This is a genomic window from Myxococcus llanfairpwllgwyngyllgogerychwyrndrobwllllantysiliogogogochensis (assembly GCF_006636215.1).
Lineage (GTDB): Bacteria > Myxococcota > Myxococcia > Myxococcales > Myxococcaceae > Myxococcus > Myxococcus llanfairpwllgwyngyllgogerychwyrndrobwllllantysiliogogogochensis.
Genome location: NZ_VIFM01000090.1, coordinates 12,318 through 38,330, shown reverse-complemented (window position 1 = coordinate 38,330; position 26,013 = coordinate 12,318). Strand labels below are relative to the sequence as shown.

Here is a 26,013-nt window from a genome sequence, read left to right as displayed (position 1 = left end):
CCCCACCCGCGAGCCCCGCCGCCGTGCCCCAGAAGAGGAAACTCCCCATCGCGGCCTTCATGGCGGGGTCCAACCGCTGGAACCAACCCAAGGCGCGCTCCAACGCATCTGAGAGGCGCTCCAGGTGCGGCAGAATCGCGTTGCCAATCTCCGCGCCGACGTTTTGGAAGACGAGCTTGATTCGGTCCATCCGCTCCGTCACCGACGAGTCGAATGCCGCCGCAGCAGCGAGCGCCCCATACAGGCCCGCGCTCACAATGGCGCCAATCTCTCCAATCTTGTTCCCGAGCTGCTCAATCTTGCCGGCGGCGGCGGCGACGTCGGCGACAATCTTCCGCATCGACTTGGTGAACTCGCCGACGGCGGCCGTCACAACGACATAGACGTCACCGACTTTGAGACCACCGCCAGCCATGTTGAATCACCTCCGACGCAAACGTCGAACGGACTGTTGTCCTGGTGGAGAAGCGCCTGGGGTGTTTGGCGAGGAAGAGCGGCGCTCCAATTCCTCGGCCTCTTTCCGGGCGTAGGCCACCAGCCCGACGACGTCTTCGTAAGCCATCGCCCGAACCACGTCGGGGGGCTGTTTCAGGAGTGACGCGACCCCGTAGAGCAGGTTCGCTTCGGGGTCGCTGTCTATTTTCCCCGCATCTTCTCTTCGCTGACGTTGAAGACGTCCGTGAGGTCCGTCGCGAAGTCCTCCAGCCACGACTCGTCCAGTAGTTCGTCGACGTCGCTGACGGAGAACATGGGGCGTCCCGTCTCCGCGTCGTGAATCACGCAGACGGCGATTCGCGCCAGCATGCGCGCACCGGCACGGTCCCCGGTGGGCTCGTTCTTCTCTGTCATTTCGCCCGCGGCACGGGCCTGCTCAATCAGACGCAGCCGGTCCCCCATCGTCGGTTTGATGATGTCGACCTTGACGCCATCAATCTCGACGGACTTCACGACGCGACGATTCTTCGCAAGCAGCTTGTGCTTGTTCGACATGTCTCTTTCCCTTCCGGCAGTGGTTCAGGGGGTGCCGTATCCCCAAGCGATGGCGGCGCCGTTCCCGGTGGGGAAGGCGTGACCGATGAATTTCACGGTGCGCTCATAGAGGGCTCCGGGTGTCAGCTTGTGCGACAGCTCGGGCACCTTCACCCAAGCGCGAAACACCTCGGAGCCCGCGCCCTTGCGGACTTCGATGAGCAGTGGAGCTCCGTCTTCGAAGCCCGCGTCGAGGGCCGTCAGCCCCACCAGCTCACCGGAGAAGTCCCGAAGCGTCACCGCGCGCCGCTTGTAGCCATCCCCCATGACTTGCAGCTCGACGACGTCGTTCGTCACCGACAGGGAGATGGAGCGCACGAGCGCCATCGGTTGGACTGGGAGCGAGGCACCCGAGACGCGCACGAGCGCTTCGGGCCCAGGATCGGCGGTGAGGTAGATGAAGCCGAAGAGCGGATCGACGACAGCTTCGGCGGGCACCCATGCACCGGCATCGGTGTCACCGTCCGGGGAGACCTCGACGAACGCGGGCGCTCCGGGGTTGAGCCGTCGCAGGTCCGGGTCGGTGATTCGGTACTCCGTGCCAGTGAAGTCCTGAGCGGGCACGGCTTCGGCGTTGACGAACTCTTCGGGCTCGCCCGCGATGGACAGGGAGCCAACGTGCGCGGGGATGACCGACATCAGACGGCCACCGGGGCGCCATTGCCCAAGAGCTTGCAGGAGAACTCGACGACACCGCCCGGAGTCAGCTTCTCGTCGTAGCTGGTGACGACCATGGGGATGCGCTTGCCCTTGGTGCCAGCGGAGGCGCTCGGGTCGAAGATGAACGTGACATGGACAGTGCTCCCGTCGTCGCGCGCGTCTCGCAACACAGCTTGCGGCGCGTCGCCCGTCATGAAGTGCCCCGACAGGTCCGCACTCGTGTCCTTGAGCGTCTGGACACGGGACTTGTAGCCGGAGCCTCCAAGGTAGTTCGTCTCGACGAAGTCGCCCGTTTCGCTCAGCGACGCGTCGGTGAGTCCGTCCACGCGGTCGGCGGGCTGGGTGGCATTCGTGTCTGAGCGCACCGACACGCTATCGAGGTGAGCAGCAACAGGAGTGGACATACGAATGCCTACCGGCTCGGGAAGAGCCTCGAAAGAGTTGCAAGAATCTGGGTCGCCACTGCCTTCCGGAACTTCGCGCGCCCCTTCCTTGCGGGCTTGCGCAGGAAGTGAACGGGCTCGGCGAAACGCTGCGTGCCCCAGTGAAAGCCTTCGTGAATCGCGCCCGCCGCTTCGTGCTCGTACCCAGCCGTCGCGCTGACGCTCGACTTCTCGCCATTCACCGCAGGGCCATCGACAAACCCCGTAGTGCTCAGCGGTGGCTTGCCATCCGTGTCCCGCTTGCCGACGGGGACAAGGGTGCGGCTCGCCTGGAGCACTGTTGATGCATGCTCGCGGGCCAACGGTGCGAGGTCGTCGAGCACGGGCCCTTCGACCTTCCGCAACTTGTCGAGCAGTCTGAAATCAAGCGCAACCTTGAGTGGCATCTCCCCCTGTAAATGCGTGTGGATTTCGCGAGTGGCTCACGCGCCCGAATCGATGAATGAAGCGTCCACGGTGAAGGTCCACCAATGGCGGTCACTGCCATCCGTACCGATGTAGTTGGGGCTGCCCTCGTCGACTTCCACCAGCACGTAGGGCGCGGCATTCGCGAGGTGCAGCGCATCGAGTGCCGCGAGCGCGAGGGCCTGTCCTTCCCGGAAACTCTCACGGGCCGAGCGCACGCGGACCTGGCACGTGACAGTCCGGTACGTCTTGCGCCCTCCGAGGTAGCCCTGCGGCGGGTCGCCTCCGGTTTGCAGCACGAAGCACGACACGTCCGGCACCGTTGCGTCGTCGTCCTCGAGCGTGGGCCCGAGAAAGAGGTTGCCCCCAACGCTCAGCCCGAGGTCAGCCGCGGCGAGGATGCTTGCGACGTCTGCGGCAGTGTCGCGGGCCATCAGAGCCAGACCTTCCGGTAGCGCACGACGCCCCCACCGTCGACGTGCTCGTCAACGGCGGCGGGGCGGCGAGCGTGGTTGATGTCGGTGGTGTCGTCCCCCGCGAACCACAGCCGGTGACGCAGGGTGATGGGAGCTGCGGTGTAGACGACAAAGGACGCGACGAACTCGGCGCCGTTGGAGTCGCGAATCAGCTTGCGACTCGGCTGGATGCGCGCGGCGGCAGCTTGGATGGGGCCCAGCAACGGTGTCCCCCACGCGTCGCGCCCGGTGACTTCGGCATAGCGCACAAGCTGTCGGAAGTGTGCCTCAGGGCCGCCCATCAGCTCGCCCTCCAAAGGACGTGCGGCGCGACGAGCAGCTCGGCCCGAAGACTCGCGAGACGTTGGCCCGCGCTCTTCTCTCGGTAGCTCACGGACCAATCCCCGAGGCTCTCGGCGGACACGTCCGAATCTCGCCCCCGTCCCCGGTAGAGCGCGCAGGCTTCGAGGATGGCGGCTTCCTCGACTTCAGCAGGAAGGGTGGCAGGACCCAGGGACGCGTCGCCGGCCACCTGTCCCGGTGTCACGAAGCCGCCCGTGTACGTCACAGCCAGCGCCCCGGGGTGGCCCTGACGGCTGTCCACGGTGAGCGTGACGAGCCCGCCCACGTGCGCCGTCTCAGGCCACAGGCCGGCAAGCCGGTAGAGCAGGCCACCCGCCGCGAGGTCCCCGGCAATGGTGTAGGCCGTCGCGTCGAGCAGTTCGCCCGCTTCGGTGACACGCAGGACTTCGACGAGCGGCGGGCGGGCGAGGAGCACGTAGGGGCGTGCGTAGCTCGCGGGGAACTCCGTCACCGTGGCCCGCTCGAAGGCCCGGCCACACAGGGCGGCAATCGCACCGCTCGCGGCACTCACGCAGCGCTCAACGTGTGGGTCGACAGGCACGCCCAGGTCGGCGGCGACTGTCGCGGCAAGGCACAGGTCAGTCGGACGGGCCATGGAAGGGGCTCAGGAGGGTCTAGGAGCGACGAAGCCGGGGTCCGGAGGGTGAGGAGCCCCGGCTTCGTCTCGTGGGACTAGGGGGCGGGAATCTCGTCCGGGCCGCACAGCACAATCAGGCTGGACGCGCCGAGCGTTGGAGCCGTACCGCCCGTGAGCGCGACGGTTTCGACGACCCGCACGTAGCGCCGCGCGGTGGACAGGCGGACGTTCATGCGCGCCACCGCGTTGGGGGCCGTGAGGGGCTCGACTGCGGCACCGGGGAGGTCGGTCCATCCGTTCTGGCCGTCGGTGCTCTCCTGGAGCTTCGCGGCGAGCGAAAGGGCCGTCGGCGTACCCGAAGCAGCTCCCGTCGACGCCGCGAGCACGCAGGAGTCGAAGGCCAGCCGGTCGACAGCGGCACTGTTGCGAGTTCCAGCGCTCACAGCGGCGGGCACGGTGCCGGGGCGAATGCCAACGAGCACGCCCGCGTCAGTGGAATTGGCGTTCATGGTGGGGCCTCTCAGGCGCTGTAGGTGATGGAGCTGAACGCCTTCGGCTGGCGGACCTTGAAGTCCCCCTTCACGATGGCGCGAACGGTGGTCTCGTCGAACTCGGCCCGTGTGTCGTGCTCGGACAGAATCAGGTCCTCGTCGATGCCGTAGATGAACTGACGCCAGTCGGCCGAGAAGGTGATTCGCGTCGAGGGGACGCGCGTGGTCATCACGAAGGGGAAGCCCCGAATCGTGCCCCGGTCGAGCATCTCCTGACGAAACACCCAGACTCCGGAGTTCTGGAGCTGAAGCAGGGCCGTCGCTCGCGTCGGGTGGATGACCCAGGCCGCGTTGCCCATGCGGACATGCGCCGTCAGCGGCAGCTCCACGGCCTTGTCGATGTCGGCGAGGTACGCGGCGGCCGTGGTGCCCGTCGATGCGAAGGCGTGCGCCGCGTCGAGCTGCGCGAAGAGCCCCTTCGGCGCCGCGCCCGTCCCATCGCCGTTGAAGCCCGCGTCGTCGAGCCCGTCCGCCACCGTCGCGCGGATGTCCTCGCCCACGCCGGCATCACCCACGCCCGGGGTGCGCAGCAAGTCATTGCTGATGTCGGCGAGCACCATGCCCTTGTGCGCCTTGAGCACGACCTTGCCGTACTTGGGGGCGCTCTTCGGCACCGTCTCGCCTTCGCCCACCCACCGGAACTCGGAGGTGCCCGTCTGCCGCCCCATGTGCAGCTCACCCTTGAACGCCTGGGTTCGCACGCCCAGCTTGAGCAGCGCCGCTTCGGGCCGAAGGAACTCGATGACCTCGCCACTCTGCTGGATGGGCACCAGCACGCCAGCCGAGTCGAACTTGCTGAGCTGAACGGCCTTCTGCACATCGGCGTTGCCGAAGCGCTTCGCGGCGTCGACCAGCTCAACGGCACCCGTGCGGCGGCCCGCCGCGATGACACTCTTCGCGAACGCGCCCAGGTTCTCGGGGCTCGAATAGACGCCACCCGGGAGCGGCCCCTTACCCGACTCCACACGGCCGGGCGCGCTACGCGCGGCGGCGTCCATCAGCTCTCGCGCGACCTCGGGGCCCAGCGCCTTCACCATCTCCGCAACCTGCTCGCGAGTCATTCCTTCACACTCCTCGGATGTAGCCTTTGAATGCCTCGACGAAGCTCTTCGCCGCGTCGGAGGCGTTGAAACCCTTCGCCTTGTCGTCTTCCTCTTCGTCTGCCTTTGGCGATTCGGCAGGCGGCACTTCCGTCTCGGACGCGGGCTCGGCGGCCTCTTCCGTCTCGGGCTCCTCGTCGTCCGTCGACTTCGCTTCGGCGCGTGCGTCGAGCAGCTCAACGACGCGCGCGGCAATCCGCTCGACGACGTCTTCGCCTTCGTCCTCGAAGGACTTCGCGCGCACGGCCCGCGCGTTGCCTGGAATGGTCACAATCGAGACTTCGAGCAGCTCTTGCGCGTCGCAGTCGTAGCCGCCCCGCTCGTTCTGCCGGTACTGGCCCGGGAGCATGAGGTAGCGAACCGAGACGGCATTCAGGATGCCCTTTGCGACCTTGCGCTCGACCCGCTTCGCGAATTCGTCTTCGTCGTCGAACTCGACGTCGACCATCAGGGCGTCGCCCTCGACGTAGACACGCCCCTTGCCGATGGGCAACTGCGGCTCGGCACCCGCCGAAGCGGCCTCAGCCCCGTCGTCGTGGTTGAAGAGGACGACGCCGTTGGCGTTGTAGCCATCGACGCGCCAGCCCTTCACGCTGAGCCGGTCCGAGTAGCGGTCGAAGTCGCCGTCACTCGCCCGGAACTTGTAGACGCGTCGACCGCCGATGGACTCGACGGCACTCAACGTCGCCGCGTCCTTTTGGACGGCGCTCAACCGCAGGGTGCGTGTAATGGGGACAGGCATTCCCCATGTAAATGCGTGCGGATTCCGCGAGTGGCTCAGGTGCCCTTTTCGGCTTCCGCGTGGGCCTCCGCTGAGCTGCCCTCGACGGGTGTCGGCGTCTGGCCTGGCTCGTTGGGCTTCTGCCCCGGCAGCAGCTCGGCGAACCCCTGGCGCTCGGCGTGGGGCTTGAAGCCCGCTTCCGTGCGCCACTCGTCGAAGGTGAACGCGCTCGGAAGCGTGCTCATCACCCGTAGCCGGTGCTCACGGTCGGCGGGTACGGGCGAGTCGTAGGAGAGCAGCACGTCATCGTTGAAGCGCGGCGCCAAGTGCTTTTGCATCGACGCAAGGAAGATTTCCGCGCGCGGCTTGGTCGCCTGTTCCGCCAGATGCTCACGCGCGGCGTAGCTCGTCGCCTTGTTGCTGCTCGTCACGTCGCCCACAATCTCTGGGGGCACGCGGTAGACCATCCTCACGAAGTCCATCAAAAAGCGGCGCAATTCGACGAGCTGCATGTCGCGAAACGGCGTGTCGAGCCGAGCGAAGGTTGTCTTGCCGCTCGTAATCATCACCCGCCCGGCGTTGGCGGGCCCCCCGTACTCGCGCGCGAGGCTTTCCTTGAAGGCGCGTGCAGGCCCGGCCTGCCCCTCGTTGAACCCCTCAATGGCGATGACCGCGCCCGGCAGCATGTTGTTGAAGAAGGCGTTCTTCGTGAAACGCGCGGCGTGCTCGTCCGTGTCGACCTCGTCGCCGAGCGCGTAGGCGATGCCAATGCCGCGGCCGAGCGGGTCTGCCGGGTTCAACCGCTTCACGTACACCACGCTCGCGGCGGGCAACGAGAACATGCGCCCACCGGCTGTCACCGTGTATGTGCGGTCTGACTTCGGCTTGCTCAGGTCCGGCAGGGCGAGCACGCAGTCAGGAGGCACTGGCCACAAGCCCACGGGGACGCCGGCTATCTCCTCGACGACCGCGAAGAACTCGCCCGTCAGGTCGTAGTGCAAGCAGAACAGCTTCGCGAAGTCGCGGCCCGTCATGAAGTCGTTGGGGTCCGCGAGCAGCCGCAACAGCGGATGGTCCGACAGCTCCACCGCACCGCCCAACTCCAGGAGAGACTTCAACCGCTCCCGCCGCACGTCGCCGCAGGCCCGCCGCAGCGACACGTCGACGAGCGCCTTCCGCGTCGTGGGGTCCTGTCGCACGAAGGCGCGCCACGTCACGTCCGCGAAGGCGTCGCCCACCGTGTCGACGATGGTCCCCAGCCACGGCATCTCCGCGTAGGCCGCGAGCAGCGCGGGGACCTCACGACGCGGCGGGGCCGCAGCCCAACGGCTCAGCTCCAGGCCGGTTCCCTTCCGCTTGCTGCCACCGCCCAGCGCGGCGCGCATCCTGTCCAACAACCCCATGGAGAACCTCACACCGCGAAGAACTGCTCGGCGAACACGAGGTCGTGAACGCCCCAACAGAAGGCGTCGGCCCGGTCATCTCTGCGGCCGTTAACCCCGGTGAATTTGCTGAGCTGCTGTTCGAGCTTCGGGAACGTCCCCACGAACTCGACGCGGCCCGCTTCGGCCAGGGCGGACACGGGCTCGGCGCGTTTGCTCTTCGCGCTCGTCGCCCGGACGGGCTTCACGTTGACGCTCACCCCCATCTCGCCTGCCACGGTGGAGATAAGCGTCTCCACCATCTCCCCGCCCGTGTTCACCTCCACCACGAGCGCATCACAGCCCCATTCGAGATAGGCGCGGATGGCCGTCGTCGCCCACTCGCGAGGACTCGCCCGGCGTGACAGGTCCGCGAGTACCGACACGCGCTTGAGCGGCACGTTGTCTGGCCCGAAGAGCGCGCTCGACTTGCACCCCTGGACGATGATTCCCGTTTCGTCCGAGCCCGTCTCACTCGTGGGGCTCGGGTCGACGCTGACGATTCGCCTGTCCAACTGCTGCGCGTACTCGTGCGGGTCCGCGTCGACGCGCTTCCACTTCGCCGAGCCGAAGATGGCACCCGGCACGTCCATCAGCAGGCGCCCGAGCACCTCTTGCTGACCCCAGCGAGTCCCCGCGAGCGCGCGCATGTTCGCCACGGCGGAAGGCGCCAGGTTGGCCGCGTTGCTCAGTGACGAGCCCGTGCGAAGCACGACGCCCGGCTTCAACTCCTGGGTCTCCGTGTTCGCGAAGAGCAGCTCTTCAATCTTCTTCAGCGGCCTGGGCGTCCCCGTCAGGAGGAGCTGCGGCGGGTCCTCTCGCGTGCCGATGCGCAGCACCAGGGGAAGCTGGTCGACCGCGGCCATGTCGTGTTTCCAGCTCGCGGGCTCGTCGCCCCAGCCCCATCCAGCATTCGGGCCGCGCAGTCGGTCGGGCTTATCCGCCGAGTAGCAGATGGCATAGACGCCGTTGGGCCACGTCACGCGCCGCTTCGAGGGCTCATACTTCGGGGTGAACCACGGGGGCGACAGGGCCAGGATGCCGGACGCACCGCGAATCATCGTGTCCCGCACGTCGGCCGCCGTCGGGCCAATCAGCGCCCCGACGCTCTTCGCCTGCCACGCCTTTTTGATAGTCCATCTGGCGCCCGACCACGTCTTGCCGAAGCCGCGCCCGGCCATGATGAAGCACGTCGAAAACTTGTCCGGGGGCACCTGCTCGCGGCGCCCCCAGAAGTCCAAGTCGTAGACGAGTAGCTCCACTTCCTTGTCGTCGAGCCCGCCGAACAGCTTCGCGAGCTGCGCGCGAGAGCCGGCCGTCTGGACCATCCTCGACGCGGGCGACTCGTGAGGCGCGAGCCCTTCGGCGAACTTCCCCCAGGCCCCTGTGAGCACGCTACGCATCACTCGCCCCCCTTGTCGTCGGGCAGCACAGGGGCGGCGACTTCGGCGGGCACGGGCAGCTCGTCGGGGAGGAATTTCCCCAGACGGTCAATCAGCAGCTCACGCAGCGCGGCGGTGTCGGCGGTCTGGTCCTCGGGACTCTTCGCCTCGACGTTGTCACGCCTCCCGTAAAGCTCCGGGAAACGACGGCTCAAGAGCCACTGGACGTGCTTGGGGTTCGTCGTGGACGCGGCCTGGAGCGTCTCCGTCGCCGACTGCATGAACTCGGCTTCGGCCCGGTTCACCGCGACGAAGAACTCGCGATAGGGCCCGCGCGCCTCGCTCGCGCCACGGTGGAACCACCGGGAGAGGGTCTGCTCGTCGACGCCCACGAGGCCCGAGGCCGCTCGACGAAAGAGGCCCGACCTCAAGTAGTCGCAAATCTGCTTCTGAATCTCAGGGGTGAGTTTGGTTGGACGAGCCACACCATGTAAATGCGTGCGGTTTCTCGAACTTTTTCATGGGTGCGCCCTGCAAAACGCATCACCCCAGCGGTTTTCCGCAAAATTTCTCGAAAGTGGTGCGCTCCGAGCAAGCCAGGAAGCCACCCCAGAAAGAAAATCCGACCCGGGGGGCTTGCCCAGAGGAAGGTTCACCCTGACTGTAATCCCAATTCACAGGCAGTGATTGTTATTACATGGCACGAATTCGCGTGTCGCACTCCTGCACATCGACACACCTCGCTCGCCACTGAGTCCACACCCCGTCCCCTGATGGTCGTTCCTCGACCGACGTCAGGGCGCCCTGTCCAAGCGCTAGACGCACGCCGCACAGCTCGCATGGCAGCGGGTACTGGTTCCTCCGACGAGACGCCGCCATTTCCAAACATGCCATGTGCCGAGGGCCGACGGCTCGCTCGTAGGTGATGACCTCGCCCGGCTCGATTGTGAGGGCGCACACGGCACATGGCCCTCGTCGCTCAGCGCGCATGACGGGCACGCTACTCCCCCTCATCTGCGAGCAACTCGCGCAGCTCCACCAGGGCGCGGGCGAGCATCCGGTCGACGCGGCTCTTCGGTGCGCCCCATGCTTCGGCCACGGAGCGCACCGACTGAGCAGGGCGGTCGATGCCGAACACCCGGGAGACCAGCTCCCGTTTCGCAGGGGAAAGGCGGCGCACCGCATCGAACACGAGCGCTCGACGTTCAGCCGCGAGCAGGCGCGCCTCGGGCGACTCGTCGTCAGCCTCCAAGCACGACATCTCTCGCAGTGCGGTTTCCAGCTCGTCGACCCACGAATCGCCCTCTGGCGCACCGTCCGAGAAATGAGACTGTGTATCCATGCGGTGGACTCGGATGACGTTGCGTTCGGTGCCATGGATTGAACGCACGGTGCGGCGTTTGTGCTCCCCGTCACTCAGGTGGACGTCGCTCCCGTGGAGCCGTGCGAACTGCTCACACGCCGTCTTGGCCCGGAAGAAGGCAACTTCACCGAAGGACTGACTTCCTCTCGTGAAGTCATACTTCCCGACTGTGCGAAGCACGGCCATCGCCGCGACTTGGGCGAGGTCTTCGGGTGACAGAGAGCCAGCGACCGCCAGAACAGTCCCGACGACACGGCGGATGATTGGCCGAACGGACTTGAGCAACTCAGTCGACAGCCGCCGTTCCAGCGCGGCATCGGCACTCTCGCGGGCCTGCATGATGCGTGGAACAAGTGCCGCTTGCCGTGCTGCTTCGGTGGCATACCCGTAGTGCGCGGCATTCGCCGCAGTGCCGACCCCAGGACACGTGGACGCGTGAAACATAGGCACCCCATGAGCACGCCCCATGCCGTTCTGGCCCACTTCACAGACAGTTTCAGTCACGGTGATTCAGCACCCTCTCGTGAACTGGCGTTGCGGCGCCCCTGCGCAAGCAGCCATTCCCCACGTAAATGCGTGCGACTTCCGCGAGTGGCCCACGGAATCGTGGCGGAGCTGCGTGTCGACAGCTCAGCGGCACGCAGCCGTTCCCAGGTAGATGCGTGCGGATTCCGCGAGTGGCTCGGATGCCCCCGGCAGCGGGGCGTCAACAAGTCAGGCGTCAGAAAGGCGCGTCCCCCAATCCCTTAATCGCGCGCACTTAATATACTAGTATATACTACCTTCTCCTACTTCACTTCTTCTAGAAGGAAGAAAGGAATGGAGAACAGACGGCTTGACCATGTCTCACCGCAACGGTGCCGTGGGCCACGCGCGGAAGTCGCACGCATCTACGTGACATGCCCCTCCTGCCGCTCTCGTGAGCGTCCCTGAGCCACTCGCGGAAGTCGCACGCATTTACGTGGCATGCACGCTCGTCGGCCCGCATCCCCGCCGCCTCGGACGATTCCGTGAGCCACTCGCGAAATCCGCACTCATTTACCGGGTGTGACTACTTCAACCGAACTCACCCCGTCGCCACGCCCCGTTGCTGACTCCCTTGCCGCGCCCTTCGTGCGTAGTGGCGCCCCCTTGAGAGTCGCCTTCTACGAGAACGCGCAGGACAACACGCCCAAGGGCGTCGACCTGTCCTGGCCCGAGCTGTCAGCGAAACTCGTCACGCACCGTCGGAGCCAGTGCCCCACGACGCCGTGTGTTCGAGGCTGCCCCGCGAAAAACGGCCCCGCGTGGAGCCCTGTCGACATCGTCGAGCGTCGGCGCAGTGAGAACGTGCGAGCGGTAACCGTGGGCGTGTTCGACCTGGACCATCTGAACGCGCAGCAGCTCTCGTTCCTCGATTCAGTCGAGCGAAACGGGCTGGCTTACGCCCTTCACTCGACGCACTCCAACCTACCCCCTGACGACTACTGCCTTCGGCTGGTGATGCCTCTGTCTCGGCCCGTGCTCCCCCGTGAATGGCCCTCCGTGCGCGAGGCGGCAATCCGACTGCTCAACCTGCCCGCAGACCCAGCGACGAAGGACCTCGCGCGCATCTACTACCTGCCCGACGCCCCCTTGGGAGCCGAGCCGTTCACCCACAGTGGAGAAGGGGCCCCCCTCGATGTCGATGCGCTGCTCGATATGTCCCGCTCGGGGCTGCCCGCGCATGCCAATTTGTCCGCGCCTGTTGGGGCTCCCGCCGACCTCTACGAGCTGCGGGCCCACCTGCGACGAATCCGCAAGCCCGAGCATGTTGTCCTCGTGCGCCGAGCGCTTGCCGGTGAGCCCCTGGCCCCCGTCGGCGAGCAAGACACCACGCTGAACGCCCTCATGTCGTGCGCGGCTTTCGTCCTGCCGCTATGCACGCCCGAAACGGCAATCCTTGAGCTGTTCCGCGCGTCGTTCGCGGCAACGGACTGGCGAGAGGGGACCGAACACCTGTGCGAACAGGCCCTCCTCAAGCTGCGACGTCACCGGGAGCGCCGTCGCACCCGGGATGCCGGGCGGCTCGCGGCGAACAACGCGATTTGGAACGCCCTGGGGAGCAACGCGCCCGCGGCCCCGCAGACCGATGGCCCTGGACACGAGGAGGATGCCCCCGACCCCGACGCATGGGTGAAAGACCTCGTTCTCGACATCACGAAGGACGGGAGCAAGGCGATTCGGAACTGCGAAGCGAACCTCTTCACGGTGCTTCTCAGCGCCCCCGAGTGGCGCGGCGTCTTCCGCTTCAACGAAGTCACGAAGGTACTTGAGGTCGAAGGCGGGCCCCTTGGTCCCCGCGTGGACCTCGAAACGCTCGACGTCCTGGTCGCCAACTGGATTCAGCGCAGCAGCTACGGCCAGCTCGGCTTGCAACCGAAAGCACAGGGCGTCGCGCAGCAGCTCCTCGCAGTCGCGAAGCGCAACAGCTACGACCCGGTGGCCGACTACCTCGCGGGACTCGTCTGGGACGGGAAGCCGCGCCTCGACGAACTGCTCGTGACGTACTTCGGCGCGCGCGGGGATGCCGGATACCTGCGGGCCGTCGGGGCGAAGTTCGCAATCTCGGCGGTCGCGCGTGCCCTGCGGCCCGGGTGCAAGGTGGACACGGTGATGATTCTTGAGGGCCCCCAGGGGCTCAGGAAGTCGACCGCGTTCCGCATCTTGGGAGGACGCTACTTCAGCGATGCCCCCATCGACGTGACGAACAAGGACAGTGCGATGCTGGCCTCTCAGTTCTGGTTCATCGAACTGGCCGAGCTGAGCACCTTCCGCAAGAGTGAAGACCAAGCACTGAAGGCGTTCATCAGCAGGACGGACGACACGTACCGGCCTCCATACGGGCGCACCAACGTGAAGTCCCCTCGCCGTTGCGTGTTCGTCGGGACGACCAATGACGATGACTACTTGCGCGACCCAACGGGCCACCGCCGCTTCTGGCCGGTGAAGTGCAGCCACATCGACACCGACGCCCTCGCGCGTGACAGGGACCAGATTTGGGCCGAGGCCGTCGTGCGCTTCCATCGGGGTGAAGAGTGGTGGCTGAGCAACGACGAAGCGGAGGGAGCCGAGCAGCAAGCCGCCCTCCGTGCCGAGAACTCCGGAGACAGCCGGAAAGAAGTCATCTTGAAGTGGCTCCTCGAGATGCCCGCCGACAAGCGCCCCAGCGATGTGACGATTCTTCACGTCGGCGTCGAAGCCTTCGCGCTCCACCCAGCACAGGTCGACCCGCGCATCTCCCGGGAAATCGGCGCGGCCCTCAAGGCATTGCACTTCACGCGAGGCCAGCGCCGCATGGGCGACGGGACTCGGCCGCTCGTCTACTACCTGCCGGACGAACTGCGGAACGCCCCGATGGAGAAGCGCGGCGAGCGGCGTGCAGGACCCAGCAGTTCGGCATACGAGTGAGCCACTCGCGGAATCCGCACCCATTTAGAGGGTATGGATAACAAGCTGCTCACCGACCGTGCGGCGCTCTTCCTCGGAGATGCCGCACGCGTCGGCGAGATTCTCGCTCCCAACAGCGTCGACGCCATTGTCACGGACCCACCGGCCGGTATCGGCTTCATGGGGCGCGAGTGGGATAGCGACAAGGGTGGGCGTGACGCATGGGTGGCGTGGCTCGCCGATGTGATGCGCAAGGCACTGCATGTCCTCAAGCCCGGGGGCCATGCGCTCGTCTGGGCACTCCCGCGAACGTCTCACTGGACGGCGACCGCACTGGAGGATGCCGGTTTCGAGATTCGCGACGTCGTGCTGCATCTGTTTGGCACGGGGTTCCCGAAGTCACTCGACGTGTCACAGGCCATCGATAAGCAAAGAGGCTCTCTGGACGATGTCCGGCTCGTCACCCGCTGGATTGCGGAAATGAGAGATCGTGCCGGACTCACCAACGCGCGGATTGACGCGGCCTTCGGACTCAATGGGATGGCAGGGCACTGGACGTCGCAGGGCGCCCAACCCGAAGTGCCCAGCGAAACCCACTGGCCGACGCTGCTCGGCTTGCTCGGAGTCGACGAAGTGCCCGAACCCATTCGCGCGCTCGTTGAACGACTCGTCACGGAGAAAGGCAAGCCAGGCCCCAACTGGTTCCGACGTCCCATCACGGGCCACCATGAGAGAGCCGCCGCCGGCCAGCTCTGGCTCGCGAGCACAGGACTGAAGGCGAACCTTTCGTCCCGTGTGCGCCGCGACGAACCTGCAACAGAAGCCGCTCGGCAGTGGCAAGGCTGGGGCACGGCACTCAAGCCCGCCTCCGAGCACTGGATACTTTGCCGCAAGCCCCTGTCGGGCACCGTCGCGGCGAACGTCCAGCAGTGGCGAACGGGCGCGCTCAACGTCGCAGCCTGCCGGATTCCGCACGCGAGCCCCGAAGACCTGTCCGCCTCGAAGGCGCGCAACCCCGGTCGAGCTGACGCTGTGACGAGTGCGGTCTACGGCGCGGACCGCCCACAGCAGCGCATCGACGAGTCGGGACGTTGGCCCGCGAATGTGACTCTCGACGAAGTCACGGCTGAGCTGCTCGACGCACAGACCCCCAACAGCGGGGCAAGCCGGTTCTTCTACGTCGCGAAGCCGACCAAAGCCGAACGGAGCGCCGGTTGCGAGCACCTTCCCTCGAGGAGCACGAACCCGGACATGCTACCGGGCGCTTCGGGTTCCGGTTCGCCACGAGCCGGTGCGAACCGTTCGGGGGCAGCTCCAAACCATCACCCAACCGTGAAGTCCGTTGCCCTGATGCGATGGCTGTGCAGGCTCATCACGCCCCCCGGTGGCGTCGTGCTCGACCTGTTCGCGGGTAGCGGTTCGACTGGTGTTGCGGCGCTCGCCGAAGGGTTCGAGTTCGTCGGAATCGAGAGAGAGCCTGACTATGCCGAGGTCGCGACCGCACGTTTGCGACGCGCGCTTGAACCACTCGCGGAATCCGCACCCATTTACGTGGGGTGCCACTCACCATCGAAGGCTCCCACCGCGCCCACTCAGTCATTGCAGGAGTCATCCAGCGCTTGAGCGTGTCTCAGCTCAAGAAACACAAGCTGTGCCCCCGTGCTTGGTACTTCGCCAAGGTGTTGCGGTTGCCCGAGCCAACCACGGGGGCACAGCAGGTCGGCACCGAGGGGCACGCTCAGCTTGAGCACTACCTGTCGACGGGCGAAGACGTGCTCGGCGCGTTCGCGAAGGCGGGTGCCCATCTCCTGCCGACGCCCGGCCCCGACCTGCTCGTCGAACAGCCCCTCGACGGTGCCCCGCCACTGACGGCGGGTGGCATCCCCTTCACCGGCTTCATCGACCTCGTGGATGCTCGACAGCTCGCCACTGACGGCGTCCTGCGAATCACCGACCACAAGTTCACGAGCAACGTCGCGAGAAACGCCGCGACGCCCGAGCAACTCGCCGATGCCAACACGGAACCCGGCCTGCAAATGATCGGCTATGCCGCGTGGGCACTCAGCCAGGTCGAACGCTTCCCGGGCCTGCGCGAACTGGAATTGGAGCACCTCTACTACCAGACTCGAGGCCAACGCCTTGCCGTGTCCGTCCTCGCCTCCGTGCCCGTCGAGCACGTCGCGCGCGAGTGGCGGACGAAGGTCGAACCCCAGGTCGAACAGATGAAGGCGCACGCGCAAGCCGCCCGAGCTGCCGACGTGCCCGCGAACTACGGCCCCGCCTGCACCAAGTACGGCGGGTGTCCGTTCATGGCGAAGTGCCTCACAGGAGAGACCAAGACGATGTCCCTACGCGACAAGCTGCTCAGCAAGCCTTCCGAATCAGTCCCCACCACGGTCGCCGCGGTTGAGCGCGAAGCCCTGGAGCTGCCCGCCATCCTGCCGCCCGACGCGCCCCAGCCCGCGCCCGTCCAGGTGGCCCCCGGGGCCACCGAGCAGCCCGCGCCGAAGCGTCGAGGGCGACCGCCGAAGTCGTCGAGGCCCGAGCCCACTCAGCCAGCAGCCGCCATCACCACCCACGACTCATCGGTGTCGGAGCACGAGGGCTCAGGAAATCCTGTGAAGGACCTGGGCGTCCAAGCGCTGTTCATCGACTGCATTCCAACGGCCTGGGGTGTCCTACAGCCCGAGTCGCTCACACAATACGTCGACACGATGGCACGTCGCGTGTCCCAGGCTGCGGGCGTTGATGACTTGCGCTTCGCTGGGTCGGATTCCTCGCTCGGCTTCGGTAAGTGGAAAGGCGCGCTCGCGATGGCCGTTCGCGATGACCCGCCCCCTCCCGGCGTCTATTTGGCCCTGGGTCTTGCACACTCGGAGCTGATGCAGGTCGTCGTCGAGGCACTGGAGCCCTCCTTCGGCGTGGTTGTTCGCGGCGTTCGCTGACAGCGCGCCACAGGCCCCGTCGGCTTCGGCTGGCGGGGCGCTTGCCCTTCCCAGCATGAGACTTCTCCACCGGCTGAACCCGGGCGCGGCGCCTCTTGCCGACTGTCCCGCTACCGTTGCGCCTGTCGCCCTTGCGAAGCTCACGGGTGATCGCGCCACCATCGCGAAGGGGCAGCCCGTTGGCTGGTCTCCGGACCTCGCTCGCGTGCTCAACCTGCCGCGTCGAGACCTTGCTGGGAGCTACAGCCGCGCGGACTTCGCCACGCTGGAAGCCTCGCTGCGCGCCCCACCTGGAACGCCCTGCGTCTGCGGGACGCTCGGGAAACGTTGCCCATCCTCGTTGCTCCCCATCCAGCGCCTTGCCCTCCTGGAAGCTGCGCGCACGGGGGGCGGACTCTTCCCTATCGGCGTGGGCCACGGGAAGACTCTGATCGACCTCCTGCTTCCGCTCGCAATGCCCGGGTGCAAGGTCGCAGTGCTCCTCCTGCCGTCCAACCTGCGCGCCCAGCTCATCGACGTTGACTGGAACTTCTACGGCGGGCATTGGCGCTTGCCCAACCTCGCGGGCGGCCGATGGTTCCGACCTGGCTTGCCCGTTCTCCACGTCATCACCTACGAGAAGTTCTCAACCCAGGAAGGCACTGACCTCCTGACGCGCATCCGGCCGGACCTCATCGTCTGCGACGAGGCCCACAAGCTGAAGGACCGGAAGAGCGCGCGCACGGGCCGATTCCTTCGCTACCTGGAACAGCATCCCGAAACGCGCCTCGTGGCCCAGTCGGGCACCCTGGCGACGAGAACGGTCAAGGACTACGCCCACCTCGCAGAGTACGCGCTACGTGACGGCAGCCCACTACCGCTCAAGCATCACGTCGTCGAGGAGTGGGCTTCGGCACTGGACCCGGGGCTCGTCGCCGCGCCTCCTGGAGAGCTGCTCAAGCTCGTCGACCCGTCACACCCACTCGCGCCGCTCGAAGGCGAGAACGAAGCCGACCGCGAGCGTCGACGGGTGCGCGATGCCTATCGACGGTGGCGTAACGCGACGCCGGGTGTCGTGGCCACGGACGAAAGCGCCGTCGGCATGTCGCTCACTATCCGCACGCGCGACCCGGGCAAGGTGCCCGACGAGCTGCTCGCCCACATTCAAACCGCGCTCGGCGGGCAACGCCCCGACGGTGAAGAGTTCGTCGACGAGCTGCAACGCGTCGTCTGCGCGCGTCAGCTCGCGAGCGGCTTCTTCCATCGCTGGCGCTATCCGGCCATTCAGGGAGTGCCGCAGGACCCCGAGCTGATCCTTCGCTGGTTCTCGCGGCGGCAGGAGTTCAACCGGGAGCTGCGCGAGCGCCTCAAGCGCCCCGCCGAGCACCTCGACTCCCCTGGGCTGCTCGTTCGTGCGGCGATTCGCGCCCACCAGTCCCCGCCCTATGACGGCGAGCTGCCCACGTGGCGCGCGGTGTCCTGGCCCACCTGGGGCGAGATTCACAAGCGCATCGTCCACGTCACGGAGGCCGTGTGGCTGTCCGACTTCATCGTGAACGACGCGGCGAAGTGGGCGCTGCGCAAGGGGCAGCCGGGAATCGTATGGGTTGAGTTCCCGGAACTCGGCGAGCGCATCGCTAAGGCGGCGGGCGTGCCCTTCTATGGCGGTGGTCCGGAAGCGTCGGCGACCATCATCCGGGAGAGTGGGAAGCGCTCCATCGTCGCCTCGCTGCGCGCCCATGGGACGGGCAAGAACCTGACGATGTTCTCGCGGATGCTGTTCGTGAACCCGCCAGCGGATGGGGCCGCGTGGGAACAGGCCATCGGCCGGTGCCACCGACAAGGGCAGCTCGCCGACGAAGTCGAGGTGGAGCTGTATCAGCACACCGACGAGCTAGTCGGGGCCTTCCAGAAGGCCCGCGACTTCGCCCGGTTCATCGAACAGACGGAAGGCACGCCGCAGAAACTTTGTTTCGGAATGCACGCGACCAACACATGTCAAGGTTGAAGGAGGGGGCAACAAGTCCGCCAACAGCAACCAACCCGTCGTCGCTATTTAGAGCCCACCGCTGGCACGCTATTCCTCGTGCTGTTCTTCAGCTTGGGCATTACCACCGAAACTGTTCCGGTGGTCAATGCAGTTAATCACATTGTGATACTCTCGCCCGCAGCGGAACTGCCCCTCGATTAGTGGAAGCCGTGCGAATGGATTGTGTACGAGAACAAAATCATCACCGGCTGGGCGCCCATACACTTCGGGCCGGTTCTTGACGTGAGGTTGGTCGAAAAGTACGCCGGTAATCTCATCTGCCTCAGTCGAACAGAAGAGGCGGGCTGAAACATCCTTTCCACTGCTCTTCCTGAAGGAAGGACGCCGTTCGGAGGGACCTCGGCGCACCCTGCCGGAACCAATTTCCGTGACGAAGGTGGGTTCGCCCAATCCGAATAGCGCCTTAACAATTAGCGGAAAGCTCCCGGACCGCTCGCGTTCAGGAAGATAGGAGCCGCTAATTGCAATAATGACCCCATCGTCGGGGGCCACCAGTCCAGAAGTGAGAGCCCTTGAAAACTGTCTGCGCTTATTGTTGATTGAATTTAGATAACGAAGAGCCGTGGTTCGGTCGAGTTCGTTTCCGAAAATAGCCTGACATTGTGGCACCGACACGCGATCTTCGCTTTTCTCGTCTCCAGGCAGAGGAACAGTGGCCTCGATCCAAAGGGCACGCCCGCCTTCATTGAGGTCGATTCCAAAATCCATTCCAGCACCGGGATCTTTAGACGGAATCAGCTTGATGCCCCAATTCGTCAGCGTACAAGCAAGGCGCATCTCCCAGATACGGGCGGGGCACTCCGCTCGGAATCTTTCGACAAACGATGGGTCCGCCAAGCCTAGTGACTGGAACTGCCGCCAAAGCTCGTTGATATAGGCGCGGTCGCCTTCGCAGAGTTCTGAGTCGCGCAGATGCTTGTATACGGAGTAACCCTCATCGCCCAGGTCATCTCCACGGTAGCTAAATAGGTCGGATGTTTCGTGGTTCATTTGTCCGTGCCCCTTCTTCACCCATTTGCTGGGTCCCCGGTCCATTTTGGGACTACCTGACGAGTTGCCGCGCGTGCCGAGGTAGAGTCTCGCACACACGTTATCCTAGGCAATTCCCAGTTCACAGGGAAAGCCCCTCCTGGCGCTCTAAGTCGGATTCGAGCGTTAGGCTTGGGCCACTCTCGGAATCCGCACTCATTTACGTGGGGTCAGCGCACTTCCTCGCTGACGCAACCCAAGCCGAAGGGCCCACGTAACCATGAACAACGCACTCACGAAGATTGCCACCGCGCAGGCTGCGGCGGGCGGGCGCTATCCGCGCTTCGGAAGCTACCTTCTCGAAGTGGCGGTCATCCGAACGAAGGAAGGCTTCAAGGGCGACTCGGCCATCGCCGAGCTGAAGGTCCGCGAGTCCGAGCCCCTGGCGGGAGGCGAGTCGCCGAGCCGGGCCGGTGAGATGGTCGACTACGTCGAGAACCTCAGTGACGCGAAGAAGGGCGGCGGCGGGCGCTTCAAGTCCTTCCTGATGACGCTGGTCGGCGCGGACGAGTACGAGTTCGCCAACCCGGCCGCGCTGAAGAAGTTCTTCGACGAGCGGCAGGCGGGCACCCATCTCCTGGTTCGCTGCGAGGTCTTCCCCAAGCAACTCCCCGCGAAGGAGGGCCACGCCGGCAAGGTCATCAGCGGCTATCGCTGGTCCCACGTCGAGCTGAACGACGAGCAGCTCGCGCAGGTCGAGCAGGCCCGCAAGGCCAGCAAGCTCCCTGCGCTCGCCGACGCCCTCTACTGAGCTGACGTCCGGCGGCGCTCTTCCGTCGGCGGATGGCCCACGACACGGGCCGCTCTACCTTCCACACAAGGCACACCGTGAACGTCTGGTCGTTCGACACGGAGACGTGGCTGATTCAGCCCGGCTTGCTTGCGCCCCCTCTCGTCTGCGGCAGCATCGCGACGCGCGAACCCGGTAGCGAACGGCTGCTGGACAAGGAACAGGCCCGGAAGTTCTTCCGCAAGGCCATCACCGCCCCCGACACCGATATCGTCGGCGCGAATCTCCCCTACGACCTCGGAGTGATGGCGGCGGACGACCCGAGCCTTGTCGCGCCCATCTTCGCGGCGCTCGAAGCGGGCCGGCTGCATTGCGTCCAGGTCCGCGAAGCCCTTATCGACATCGCCCGGGGCATGTACGGCGTTGACCCGTCGACGGGGCGGAAGCTCGACGACGACGAGGGCGCCCGCTACCCGCTCTCGCTCCTCGTGCAACGACATCTCGGGCTCGACATCAGCGAGGAGAAGAAGAACCCGAAGGCGTGGCGCTTGCGATACGGGGAACTCGACGGCGTCCCTGTCGAGCGCTGGCCGAAGGAAGCCGCTGACTACCCGAAGCGCGACGCTCGCCACACGCTCGACGTCTACTTCCGGCAGGAAGCCATCGCTCGCGAGACGCCCAACGGCGGCAACCTGCATGCCGAAGCCGACCAGATGCGCGCCGCGTTCGCGCTCCACCTCGCCTCAATCTGGGGCCTGCGGACGAACGGCGCGTCGGTGGCCCAGCTCCGTGAGCGCGTCGAGCGAGAGTGGAGCGAGAACCGGGCCAAGTTCCAGGCGGCAGGCATCTACCGCGACGACGGGACGAAGGACTCGAAGCGACTCGCGGCGCTCGTGACTGCCGCCTATGACGGGCAGCCTCCCGTCACCGCGCCCAGCGACAGATTCCCTGACGGCCAGGTCGCGACCGACCGTGACACGCTGCTCGGCTCGGGTGACGTGCTCCTCGAAAACCTAGGCAAGAGCGGGCGCGTCGACAAGTACAAGTCGACCTACCTGGACGTCGTCGAGGCCGGCACAGAGGCCCCCATCAACCCGCGCTTCAACGTGCTGGTGTCCACGACGCGCGTCTCCAGCGACTATCAGCAGCTCCCCCAGAAGGGCGGCATTCGCGAGGTCCACGAGGCCCGGCCCGGGTTCGTCTACTGCTCGGTCGACTACGGCGGGCTTGAGCTTCGCACCATGGCTCAGCGGGCCATCTGGGAACTCGGCTTCTCGAAGATGGCGGACGCCCTGAACAGCGGGCTCGACGTCCACACCCTTGCCGCGGCCGAGTTCCTCGGGGCGAACTACGACGAGTTGCTCGCGAAGGTGAAGGCGAAGGACCCCATCGCTGTCGCCTTCCGCCAGCTCGCGAAGATTCTCAACTTCGGCAAGGGCGGCGGGATGACGGGTGGCTCGCTCGTCTACAACGCGCGCGCAAAGGACCGGGTTTCGTTCTGCCTGCTGGCGAAGCGTGCAGACGTCTGCGGTGTCGAGCGCGTCGTTGTGACCGTCCAGCGCAAGCCGAAGATGGTCTGCCGGGCGTGCGTCGAAGTCGCGAAGGAACTGGACACGAAGTGGCTCAACGCGTGGCCCGAACAGCGCGAGCTACAGCACCGGGCGAAGTCGCACACCTACGGGGGCGGGTTCGCCGACGTGATGATTCCGGGCGCCAACATCCTGCGTGGGGCATGCGGCTACACCCAGATTCTCAACACGCCCTTTCAGGGCCTGGGGGCTGTCGGGTGCAAGCGCGCGATGTGGCGCGTCAGTCGCGAGATGTACGTCGACCGTCGCTCCCCCCTCTACGGCTCGCGGCTCGTCCTCATGGTGCATGACGAGCTGATTAGCGAACTGCGCGCCGACGACCCGCAGCGGTTGCACGACGCAGCCGAGCGCAAGGCGTACCTGATGCGCGAAGCGATGAAGGAAACGACTCCCGACTTGGCACCAGCAATCGAAGCCGAGCCCGCCCTGTCCCGCATCATGTCGAAGGACGTCGCAACCGTGCGCGACAGCTCGGGGCGGCTGCTCGTCTGGGAGCCCCCTGCGAAGCGCGCGGCCTGAGCCACGGCCGGAATCCGCACTCATTTACGGGAGGACTACTCACCCTGAATGGTGCTCCATGGCCGTACCGAACGACGCGCTCGAACAGCTCCCGCCGCCTCATTGTCCATACCTCGACGCGGAACTCGACGACGCGGTCACCTTTGACGTCGCCGACTTCCACGAGCTGCGCTTGTTGTCGGCGCTGAGTGGCGAGCCCGAGGCCCTTCGCTTCCAGGTGGCCGAGCTGTGAGGCTCCTCCTAGCGATTGACCCCGGACTTCGCGAATGTGGCATCGCGCTCTTCGACCTAGACTCGGGCGAGCTGCTCGCGGCGGGCATGCCCACCAACCCCGAGCGGAAGGCCCGAGGGCTTTCGGCATGGGCTCGGATGGCCGAAGGGGTGGCCGCGTTCGTTTCGTCGTTCCTGGAGCCGCTCAGGGCCGCAGGCGGGACTCTCTCCATCACCGTCGCGAGTGAGTGCCCCCAGGTCTACACGGCCGGGAAGAGCAAGGGCGACCCGAACGACCTCATCGAACTTGCCGGTGTCGTCGGTCGCGTCGCGGGTGCGTTGGGAGCAACGTCGGAACGGAGCTACCTGCCTCGCGAGTGGAAGGGAACGCTCGACGGCGACGTCATGGTCGAGCGCATCAAAGCGCGTCTCGGCGAGCGCCCGCACGAACACCTCCGCGTGCAGCTCCCCCGCGCGTCGGAAAAGCACCACAACGTCTGGGATGCCATCGGCATTGGCCTTCATGTCGTCGGCCGACTCGCGCCCCGGAAAGTCTTCCCCAGGTGAGGGCGCATGGCTTGGCTGTTCATTCCGTCGGAGTTCATCCGCGCCGCGCACTCGAACTCTTCGCTGGCGGCGGCGGGCTCGCTCACGGTCTCAAGCTGGCCGTGCCTTCCCTCCGGACTGTTTGTTACGTCGAGCGGGAGGCATACGCAGCGGCCTGCCTCGTGGCCCGGATGGAAAAGGAAGAACTGGATTCGGCGCCTGTCTGGGACGACGTTGGAACCTTCGACGGCAGCGCATGGCGTGGCGTTGTGGATTGCGTCAGTGGGGGATTCCCCTGTCAGGACATCAGCGTTGCTGGCAAGGGTGCTGGCCTCGAAGGCGAGCGCTCTGGCTTGTGGCGCGAGTACGCGCGAATCGTCGCTGAGGTACGACCCCGCTTTGTCTTCGTCGAGAACGTCGCGGCGCTCCGTTCGCGGGGCCTCGACCGCGTGCTCGCCGACCTTGCCTCGCTCGGGTTCGATGCGGAGTGGGTTTGTCTCCGAGCGTCTGACGCCGGAGCCCCTCACAAGCGAGAACGGCTCTTCGTGTTGGCCCACACCGAACACGGGGGAGAGTTCGAACGGACACGGGAGACGCGGAGGGAAGCCGGGCAACGGGCGGCAATCGGGGGCGGACCTGAGCGCGCTCGTGAAGGACTGGCCGACGCCGGGGGCGTGCGACTGGAAGGCAGCGAGCAGCATTGGCCAGCGTCGTCGGCAGCTCTCCGAAGCGATTCTGACCTTCCCCCGTGGCCCCCAGGACGCGACGACCTCGAAGGATGGCGCTCCGTCCTCGCAAAGCGCCCGGACATTGAACCCGCGATTTGTCGAATGGCTGATGGGCTGGCCCATCGGGTCGACCGACTGCGGCTCCTCGGAAACGGCGTCGTGCCCCAGCAAGCGGCGCTCGCCTATGGACTCTTGCACGCGCGGCTGTTCGATGCCGCGTTGAGGGACCCTCAATGAACCAGACAGAGCAGGAGAGCCCGCCCGAGTTCCTGACCGTCGACGAAGCCGCAGTCCTGCTGCGCGTGAACCGGAAGACGCTCTACGAGTCGATTCGGTTGGGGCAGGTGCCGGGGGTCGTTCGCATCGGGAAAGCACTGCGCATCCGCCGCGCCGCGCTGGTAGAGTCCACCCCGGGTAAGGGCCGTGATTCTGCGCTTGGGAGTCGACGATGAGCGTCAGATTGCGGAAGTGGACGACGAAGGAAGGGAAGTCAGAGGAGGCGTGGCAAGTGGACTTCGTGTTTCAGCACGCGGACGGACGGAAACAGCGAGTCGTGAAGTTCTCGCCCGTTCAGACTCGCCGTGGTGCTGATGCCTACGAACGCGACCTGCGCAACGCCCTGCTCAACGGGACTTTCGGGAAGGAGAAGAAGCCGGGAGAGGGGAGCGCGCTCACGCTGGCGAAATTCACGCCGCGATTCCTCACCTACAGCGAGAACAACAACAAGCACTCCACCGTGGTTAGCAAACGTCAAATCCTTGAGGACCACGTCCTCCCGTTCTTCGGGGAGATGGCGCTGGACGTTATTGGCCCTGCGCAGATCGAGGACTTCAAGGCGTTGATGCGAAAGAAGCAGTCAGCGGCGCACGCCCGGAAGGACAACGCTACTAAGTCAGCCATCCGCAAACGCAAGGGTGACGGCCCCAAGGCGTTGAGCCTGAAGACCCTCAACAACGTCCTCACGGTGCTAAGCAAGCTCCTCGACGTGGCCGTTGAGCAGCACGTCATTCCACAGGCTCCTCGCGTGAGACTCTTCGGCAAGGTGCCTAAGCCTACCTTCGACTTCCTCTCATTCGAGGAGGCCGAGCGGCTCATCAACATGGCTGAGCCGGAATGGAAGACCGTCCTGCTCGTGGCTATCAAGACGGGGCTTCGTCAGGGTGAGCTTATCGGGCTCCAGTGGCCCGACGTGGACTTGAAGAGGGGCTTGCTCCATGTGCGCCGCGCCATCTGGCGTGGAGTGACGAGCGTGCCGAAGGGCGGACGTGAGAGAACAATAGAGCTTCCAGAGTCGGTGGTTGCTGCGCTCAAAGCGCATCGGCACCTTCGCGGGCCCTATGTGTTCTGCCTGGAGGACGGCTCGCCGCTCTCGGCTCCGAGGATGAACAGGCCGCTTCAACGCTCAATGCGTCACGCGGGCATCACTCGCGAGGTTGGAATCATCGGGTGGCATGACTTGCGGCACACCTACGGAAGCCACCTTGTCATGCGGGGCATTCCGCTGAAGGTCATCCAAGAGCTGATGGGACACGCCACCATCGACATGACGGAGCGGTACGCCCATCTCAGCCCCGACACGCGTCGCAATGCGGTTCGCGTGCTGGACCTTCCCCTTGCGCCCGCATGCGACATAGGTGCAACACGGACGGAGGCCGTTGCTAACCATGCGTAACTAGAGGCGAAAAACATGCCGCGAGCGGGAGTCGAACCCGCAACCTCCAGGTTCTCGACCTGGCACCTCTACCTATTGGGCTACACCGGCAAGATTGCTGCGATACGAGTGCACGCCCCGGGGATCGAACCCGGCGAA

At 65.7% G+C, this 26,013-nt stretch carries 26 protein-coding genes and 1 pseudogene; 11 read left to right on the top strand and 16 right to left on the bottom strand.

Annotation, left to right across the window (positions count from 1 at the left end):
* The 15 genes and pseudogenes from FJV41_RS22475 to FJV41_RS22405 form a co-directional block, all read right to left on the bottom strand.
* Positions 1-415, bottom strand: a pseudogene (locus FJV41_RS22475) (phage tail protein); the annotation flags it as partial.
* A 221-nt stretch (positions 416-636) separates the two neighbouring features.
* A complete protein-coding gene (locus FJV41_RS22470) occupies positions 637-990 on the bottom strand; it encodes a phage tail protein (protein ID WP_141644573.1) in 354 nt (117 codons plus the stop codon).
* A gap of 24 nt (positions 991-1,014) precedes the next feature.
* Positions 1,015-1,668 (bottom strand): hypothetical protein, encoded by a 654-nt coding sequence (locus FJV41_RS22465; RefSeq protein ID WP_141644572.1) that lies wholly within the window; start codon positions 1,666-1,668, stop codon positions 1,015-1,017.
* On the bottom strand, positions 1,668-2,054 hold the full coding sequence (locus tag FJV41_RS22460) for a phage tail tube protein (RefSeq protein ID WP_246137345.1): 387 nt from the start codon (positions 2,052-2,054) through the stop codon (positions 1,668-1,670). Before FJV41_RS22460 ends, FJV41_RS22465 begins: the two co-directional genes overlap by 1 nt.
* A gap of 47 nt (positions 2,055-2,101) precedes the next feature.
* Positions 2,102-2,518, bottom strand: coding sequence for a hypothetical protein (locus FJV41_RS22455; protein ID WP_141644570.1), 417 nt, complete (start codon positions 2,516-2,518; stop codon positions 2,102-2,104).
* A 36-nt stretch (positions 2,519-2,554) separates the two neighbouring features.
* Positions 2,555-2,971 carry a phage tail terminator protein gene (locus FJV41_RS22450; protein ID WP_141644569.1) on the bottom strand — a complete coding sequence of 139 codons (417 nt, stop codon included), beginning with the start codon at positions 2,969-2,971 and terminating at the stop codon, positions 2,555-2,557.
* Positions 2,971-3,294: a hypothetical protein gene (locus FJV41_RS22445; RefSeq protein ID WP_141644568.1), complete on the bottom strand. Its 324-nt coding sequence runs from the start codon at positions 3,292-3,294 to the stop codon at positions 2,971-2,973. The genes FJV41_RS22450 and FJV41_RS22445 overlap by 1 nt, the downstream gene beginning before the upstream one ends.
* The gene (locus tag FJV41_RS22440) at positions 3,294-3,950 is read right to left on the bottom strand and encodes a hypothetical protein (RefSeq protein ID WP_141644567.1); all 657 of its coding nucleotides are present in this window, start codon (positions 3,948-3,950) and stop codon (positions 3,294-3,296) included. Before FJV41_RS22440 ends, FJV41_RS22445 begins: the two co-directional genes overlap by 1 nt.
* A gap of 77 nt (positions 3,951-4,027) precedes the next feature.
* On the bottom strand, positions 4,028-4,441 hold the full coding sequence (locus FJV41_RS22435; protein WP_141644566.1) for a hypothetical protein: 414 nt from the start codon (positions 4,439-4,441) through the stop codon (positions 4,028-4,030).
* A gap of 11 nt (positions 4,442-4,452) precedes the next feature.
* A complete protein-coding gene (locus FJV41_RS22430) occupies positions 4,453-5,544 on the bottom strand; it encodes a phage major capsid protein (RefSeq protein WP_141644565.1) in 1,092 nt (363 codons plus the stop codon).
* Positions 5,545-5,548: 4 nt separating this feature from the next.
* A complete protein-coding gene (locus tag FJV41_RS22425) occupies positions 5,549-6,325 on the bottom strand; it encodes an HK97 family phage prohead protease (RefSeq protein ID WP_141644564.1) in 777 nt (258 codons plus the stop codon).
* Positions 6,326-6,360: 35 nt separating this feature from the next.
* A complete protein-coding gene (locus FJV41_RS22420; RefSeq protein ID WP_246137343.1) occupies positions 6,361-7,707 on the bottom strand; it encodes a phage portal protein in 1,347 nt (448 codons plus the stop codon).
* Positions 7,708-7,715: 8 nt separating this feature from the next.
* Positions 7,716-9,128 carry a terminase large subunit domain-containing protein gene (locus tag FJV41_RS22415; protein WP_141644563.1) on the bottom strand — a complete coding sequence of 471 codons (1,413 nt, stop codon included), beginning with the start codon at positions 9,126-9,128 and terminating at the stop codon, positions 7,716-7,718.
* The gene (locus tag FJV41_RS22410; protein ID WP_246137342.1) at positions 9,128-9,538 is read right to left on the bottom strand and encodes a hypothetical protein; all 411 of its coding nucleotides are present in this window, start codon (positions 9,536-9,538) and stop codon (positions 9,128-9,130) included. The genes FJV41_RS22415 and FJV41_RS22410 overlap by 1 nt, the downstream gene beginning before the upstream one ends.
* A 569-nt stretch (positions 9,539-10,107) precedes the next feature.
* Positions 10,108-10,809: a sigma-70 family RNA polymerase sigma factor gene (locus FJV41_RS22405; RefSeq protein WP_246137341.1), complete on the bottom strand. Its 702-nt coding sequence runs from the start codon at positions 10,807-10,809 to the stop codon at positions 10,108-10,110.
* A 792-nt stretch (positions 10,810-11,601) separates the two neighbouring features.
* Between FJV41_RS22405 and FJV41_RS22400 the strand changes: the two genes are divergently transcribed.
* Genes FJV41_RS22400 through FJV41_RS22380 form a run of 4 tightly spaced genes read left to right on the top strand, consistent with a single transcriptional unit; the run spans position 11,602 to position 18,810 of the window.
* Positions 11,602-13,899 (top strand): virulence-associated E family protein, encoded by a 2,298-nt coding sequence (locus FJV41_RS22400; RefSeq protein ID WP_141644560.1) that lies wholly within the window; start codon positions 11,602-11,604, stop codon positions 13,897-13,899.
* Between the two features lie 33 nt (positions 13,900-13,932).
* Positions 13,933-15,501 (top strand): DNA methyltransferase, encoded by a 1,569-nt coding sequence (locus FJV41_RS22390; RefSeq protein ID WP_246137340.1) that lies wholly within the window; start codon positions 13,933-13,935, stop codon positions 15,499-15,501.
* A 2-nt stretch (positions 15,502-15,503) separates the two neighbouring features.
* Positions 15,504-16,823, top strand: coding sequence for a PD-(D/E)XK nuclease family protein (locus FJV41_RS22385; protein WP_246137347.1), 1,320 nt, complete (start codon positions 15,504-15,506; stop codon positions 16,821-16,823).
* A gap of 55 nt (positions 16,824-16,878) precedes the next feature.
* Positions 16,879-18,810, top strand: coding sequence for a DEAD/DEAH box-containing ATP-dependent helicase (locus FJV41_RS22380; RefSeq protein ID WP_141644559.1), 1,932 nt, complete (start codon positions 16,879-16,881; stop codon positions 18,808-18,810).
* A gap of 69 nt (positions 18,811-18,879) precedes the next feature.
* Here the strand turns inward: FJV41_RS22380 and FJV41_RS22375 are convergent, their stop codons facing one another.
* A complete protein-coding gene (locus tag FJV41_RS22375) occupies positions 18,880-19,842 on the bottom strand; it encodes a hypothetical protein (protein WP_220137879.1) in 963 nt (320 codons plus the stop codon).
* A gap of 259 nt (positions 19,843-20,101) precedes the next feature.
* Between FJV41_RS22375 and FJV41_RS22370 the strand changes: the two genes are divergently transcribed.
* From FJV41_RS22370 to FJV41_RS22345, 7 genes are all read left to right on the top strand, one after another.
* Positions 20,102-20,632: a hypothetical protein gene (locus FJV41_RS22370; protein WP_141644558.1), complete on the top strand. Its 531-nt coding sequence runs from the start codon at positions 20,102-20,104 to the stop codon at positions 20,630-20,632.
* A 77-nt stretch (positions 20,633-20,709) separates the two neighbouring features.
* Complete coding sequence (locus FJV41_RS22365) at positions 20,710-22,719, top strand: DNA polymerase A family protein (protein ID WP_141644557.1); 2,010 nt, start codon at positions 20,710-20,712, stop codon at positions 22,717-22,719.
* 58 nt (positions 22,720-22,777) lie between these two features.
* Positions 22,778-22,951, top strand: coding sequence for a hypothetical protein (locus FJV41_RS52445; RefSeq protein WP_181790844.1), 174 nt, complete (start codon positions 22,778-22,780; stop codon positions 22,949-22,951).
* A 137-nt stretch (positions 22,952-23,088) separates the two neighbouring features.
* On the top strand, positions 23,089-23,496 hold the full coding sequence (locus FJV41_RS22360; RefSeq protein ID WP_246137339.1) for a hypothetical protein: 408 nt from the start codon (positions 23,089-23,091) through the stop codon (positions 23,494-23,496).
* The gene (locus FJV41_RS22355; RefSeq protein WP_281291461.1) at positions 23,493-24,440 is read left to right on the top strand and encodes a DNA cytosine methyltransferase; all 948 of its coding nucleotides are present in this window, start codon (positions 23,493-23,495) and stop codon (positions 24,438-24,440) included. Before FJV41_RS22360 ends, FJV41_RS22355 begins: the two co-directional genes overlap by 4 nt.
* Positions 24,437-24,655, top strand: coding sequence for a helix-turn-helix domain-containing protein (locus FJV41_RS22350; protein ID WP_141644554.1), 219 nt, complete (start codon positions 24,437-24,439; stop codon positions 24,653-24,655). The genes FJV41_RS22355 and FJV41_RS22350 overlap by 4 nt, the downstream gene beginning before the upstream one ends.
* A complete protein-coding gene (locus FJV41_RS22345) occupies positions 24,652-25,875 on the top strand; it encodes a tyrosine-type recombinase/integrase (RefSeq protein WP_141644553.1) in 1,224 nt (407 codons plus the stop codon). Before FJV41_RS22350 ends, FJV41_RS22345 begins: the two co-directional genes overlap by 4 nt.
* The last annotated feature ends 138 nt before the right edge of the window (positions 25,876-26,013 follow it).

Excerpts from the sequence above, each read along its gene's own strand:
- FJV41_RS22465 (WP_141644572.1), bottom strand. The coding sequence starts at position 1,668 with ATGTCGGTCATCCCCGCGCACGTTGGCTCCCTGTCCATCGCGGGCGAG.
- FJV41_RS22470 (WP_141644573.1), bottom strand. The coding sequence starts at position 990 with ATGTCGAACAAGCACAAGCTGCTTGCGAAGAATCGTCGCGTCGTGAAG.
- FJV41_RS22435 (WP_141644566.1), bottom strand. The coding sequence starts at position 4,441 with ATGAACGCCAATTCCACTGACGCGGGCGTGCTCGTTGGCATTCGCCCC.
- FJV41_RS22370 (WP_141644558.1), top strand. The coding sequence starts at position 20,102 with ATGAACAACGCACTCACGAAGATTGCCACCGCGCAGGCTGCGGCGGGC.
- FJV41_RS22415 (WP_141644563.1), bottom strand. The coding sequence starts at position 9,128 with ATGCGTAGCGTGCTCACAGGGGCCTGGGGGAAGTTCGCCGAAGGGCTC.
- FJV41_RS52445 (WP_181790844.1), top strand. The coding sequence starts at position 22,778 with ATGGCCGTACCGAACGACGCGCTCGAACAGCTCCCGCCGCCTCATTGT.
- FJV41_RS22360 (WP_246137339.1), top strand. The coding sequence starts at position 23,089 with ATGGCCGAAGGGGTGGCCGCGTTCGTTTCGTCGTTCCTGGAGCCGCTC.
- FJV41_RS22440 (WP_141644567.1), bottom strand. The coding sequence starts at position 3,950 with ATGGCCCGTCCGACTGACCTGTGCCTTGCCGCGACAGTCGCCGCCGAC.
- FJV41_RS22420 (WP_246137343.1), bottom strand. The coding sequence starts at position 7,707 with ATGGGGTTGTTGGACAGGATGCGCGCCGCGCTGGGCGGTGGCAGCAAG.
- FJV41_RS22430 (WP_141644565.1), bottom strand. The coding sequence starts at position 5,544 with ATGACTCGCGAGCAGGTTGCGGAGATGGTGAAGGCGCTGGGCCCCGAG.
- FJV41_RS22455 (WP_141644570.1), bottom strand. The coding sequence starts at position 2,518 with ATGCCACTCAAGGTTGCGCTTGATTTCAGACTGCTCGACAAGTTGCGG.
- FJV41_RS22375 (WP_220137879.1), bottom strand. The coding sequence starts at position 19,842 with ATGAACCACGAAACATCCGACCTATTTAGCTACCGTGGAGATGACCTG.
- FJV41_RS22345 (WP_141644553.1), top strand. The coding sequence starts at position 24,652 with ATGAGCGTCAGATTGCGGAAGTGGACGACGAAGGAAGGGAAGTCAGAG.
- FJV41_RS22380 (WP_141644559.1), top strand. The coding sequence starts at position 16,879 with ATGAGACTTCTCCACCGGCTGAACCCGGGCGCGGCGCCTCTTGCCGAC.
- FJV41_RS22445 (WP_141644568.1), bottom strand. The coding sequence starts at position 3,294 with ATGGGCGGCCCTGAGGCACACTTCCGACAGCTTGTGCGCTATGCCGAA.
- FJV41_RS22350 (WP_141644554.1), top strand. The coding sequence starts at position 24,437 with ATGAACCAGACAGAGCAGGAGAGCCCGCCCGAGTTCCTGACCGTCGAC.
- FJV41_RS22425 (WP_141644564.1), bottom strand. The coding sequence starts at position 6,325 with ATGCCTGTCCCCATTACACGCACCCTGCGGTTGAGCGCCGTCCAAAAG.
- FJV41_RS22450 (WP_141644569.1), bottom strand. The coding sequence starts at position 2,971 with ATGGCCCGCGACACTGCCGCAGACGTCGCAAGCATCCTCGCCGCGGCT.
- FJV41_RS22405 (WP_246137341.1), bottom strand. The coding sequence starts at position 10,809 with ATGCAGGCCCGCGAGAGTGCCGATGCCGCGCTGGAACGGCGGCTGTCG.
- FJV41_RS22390 (WP_246137340.1), top strand. The coding sequence starts at position 13,933 with ATGGATAACAAGCTGCTCACCGACCGTGCGGCGCTCTTCCTCGGAGAT.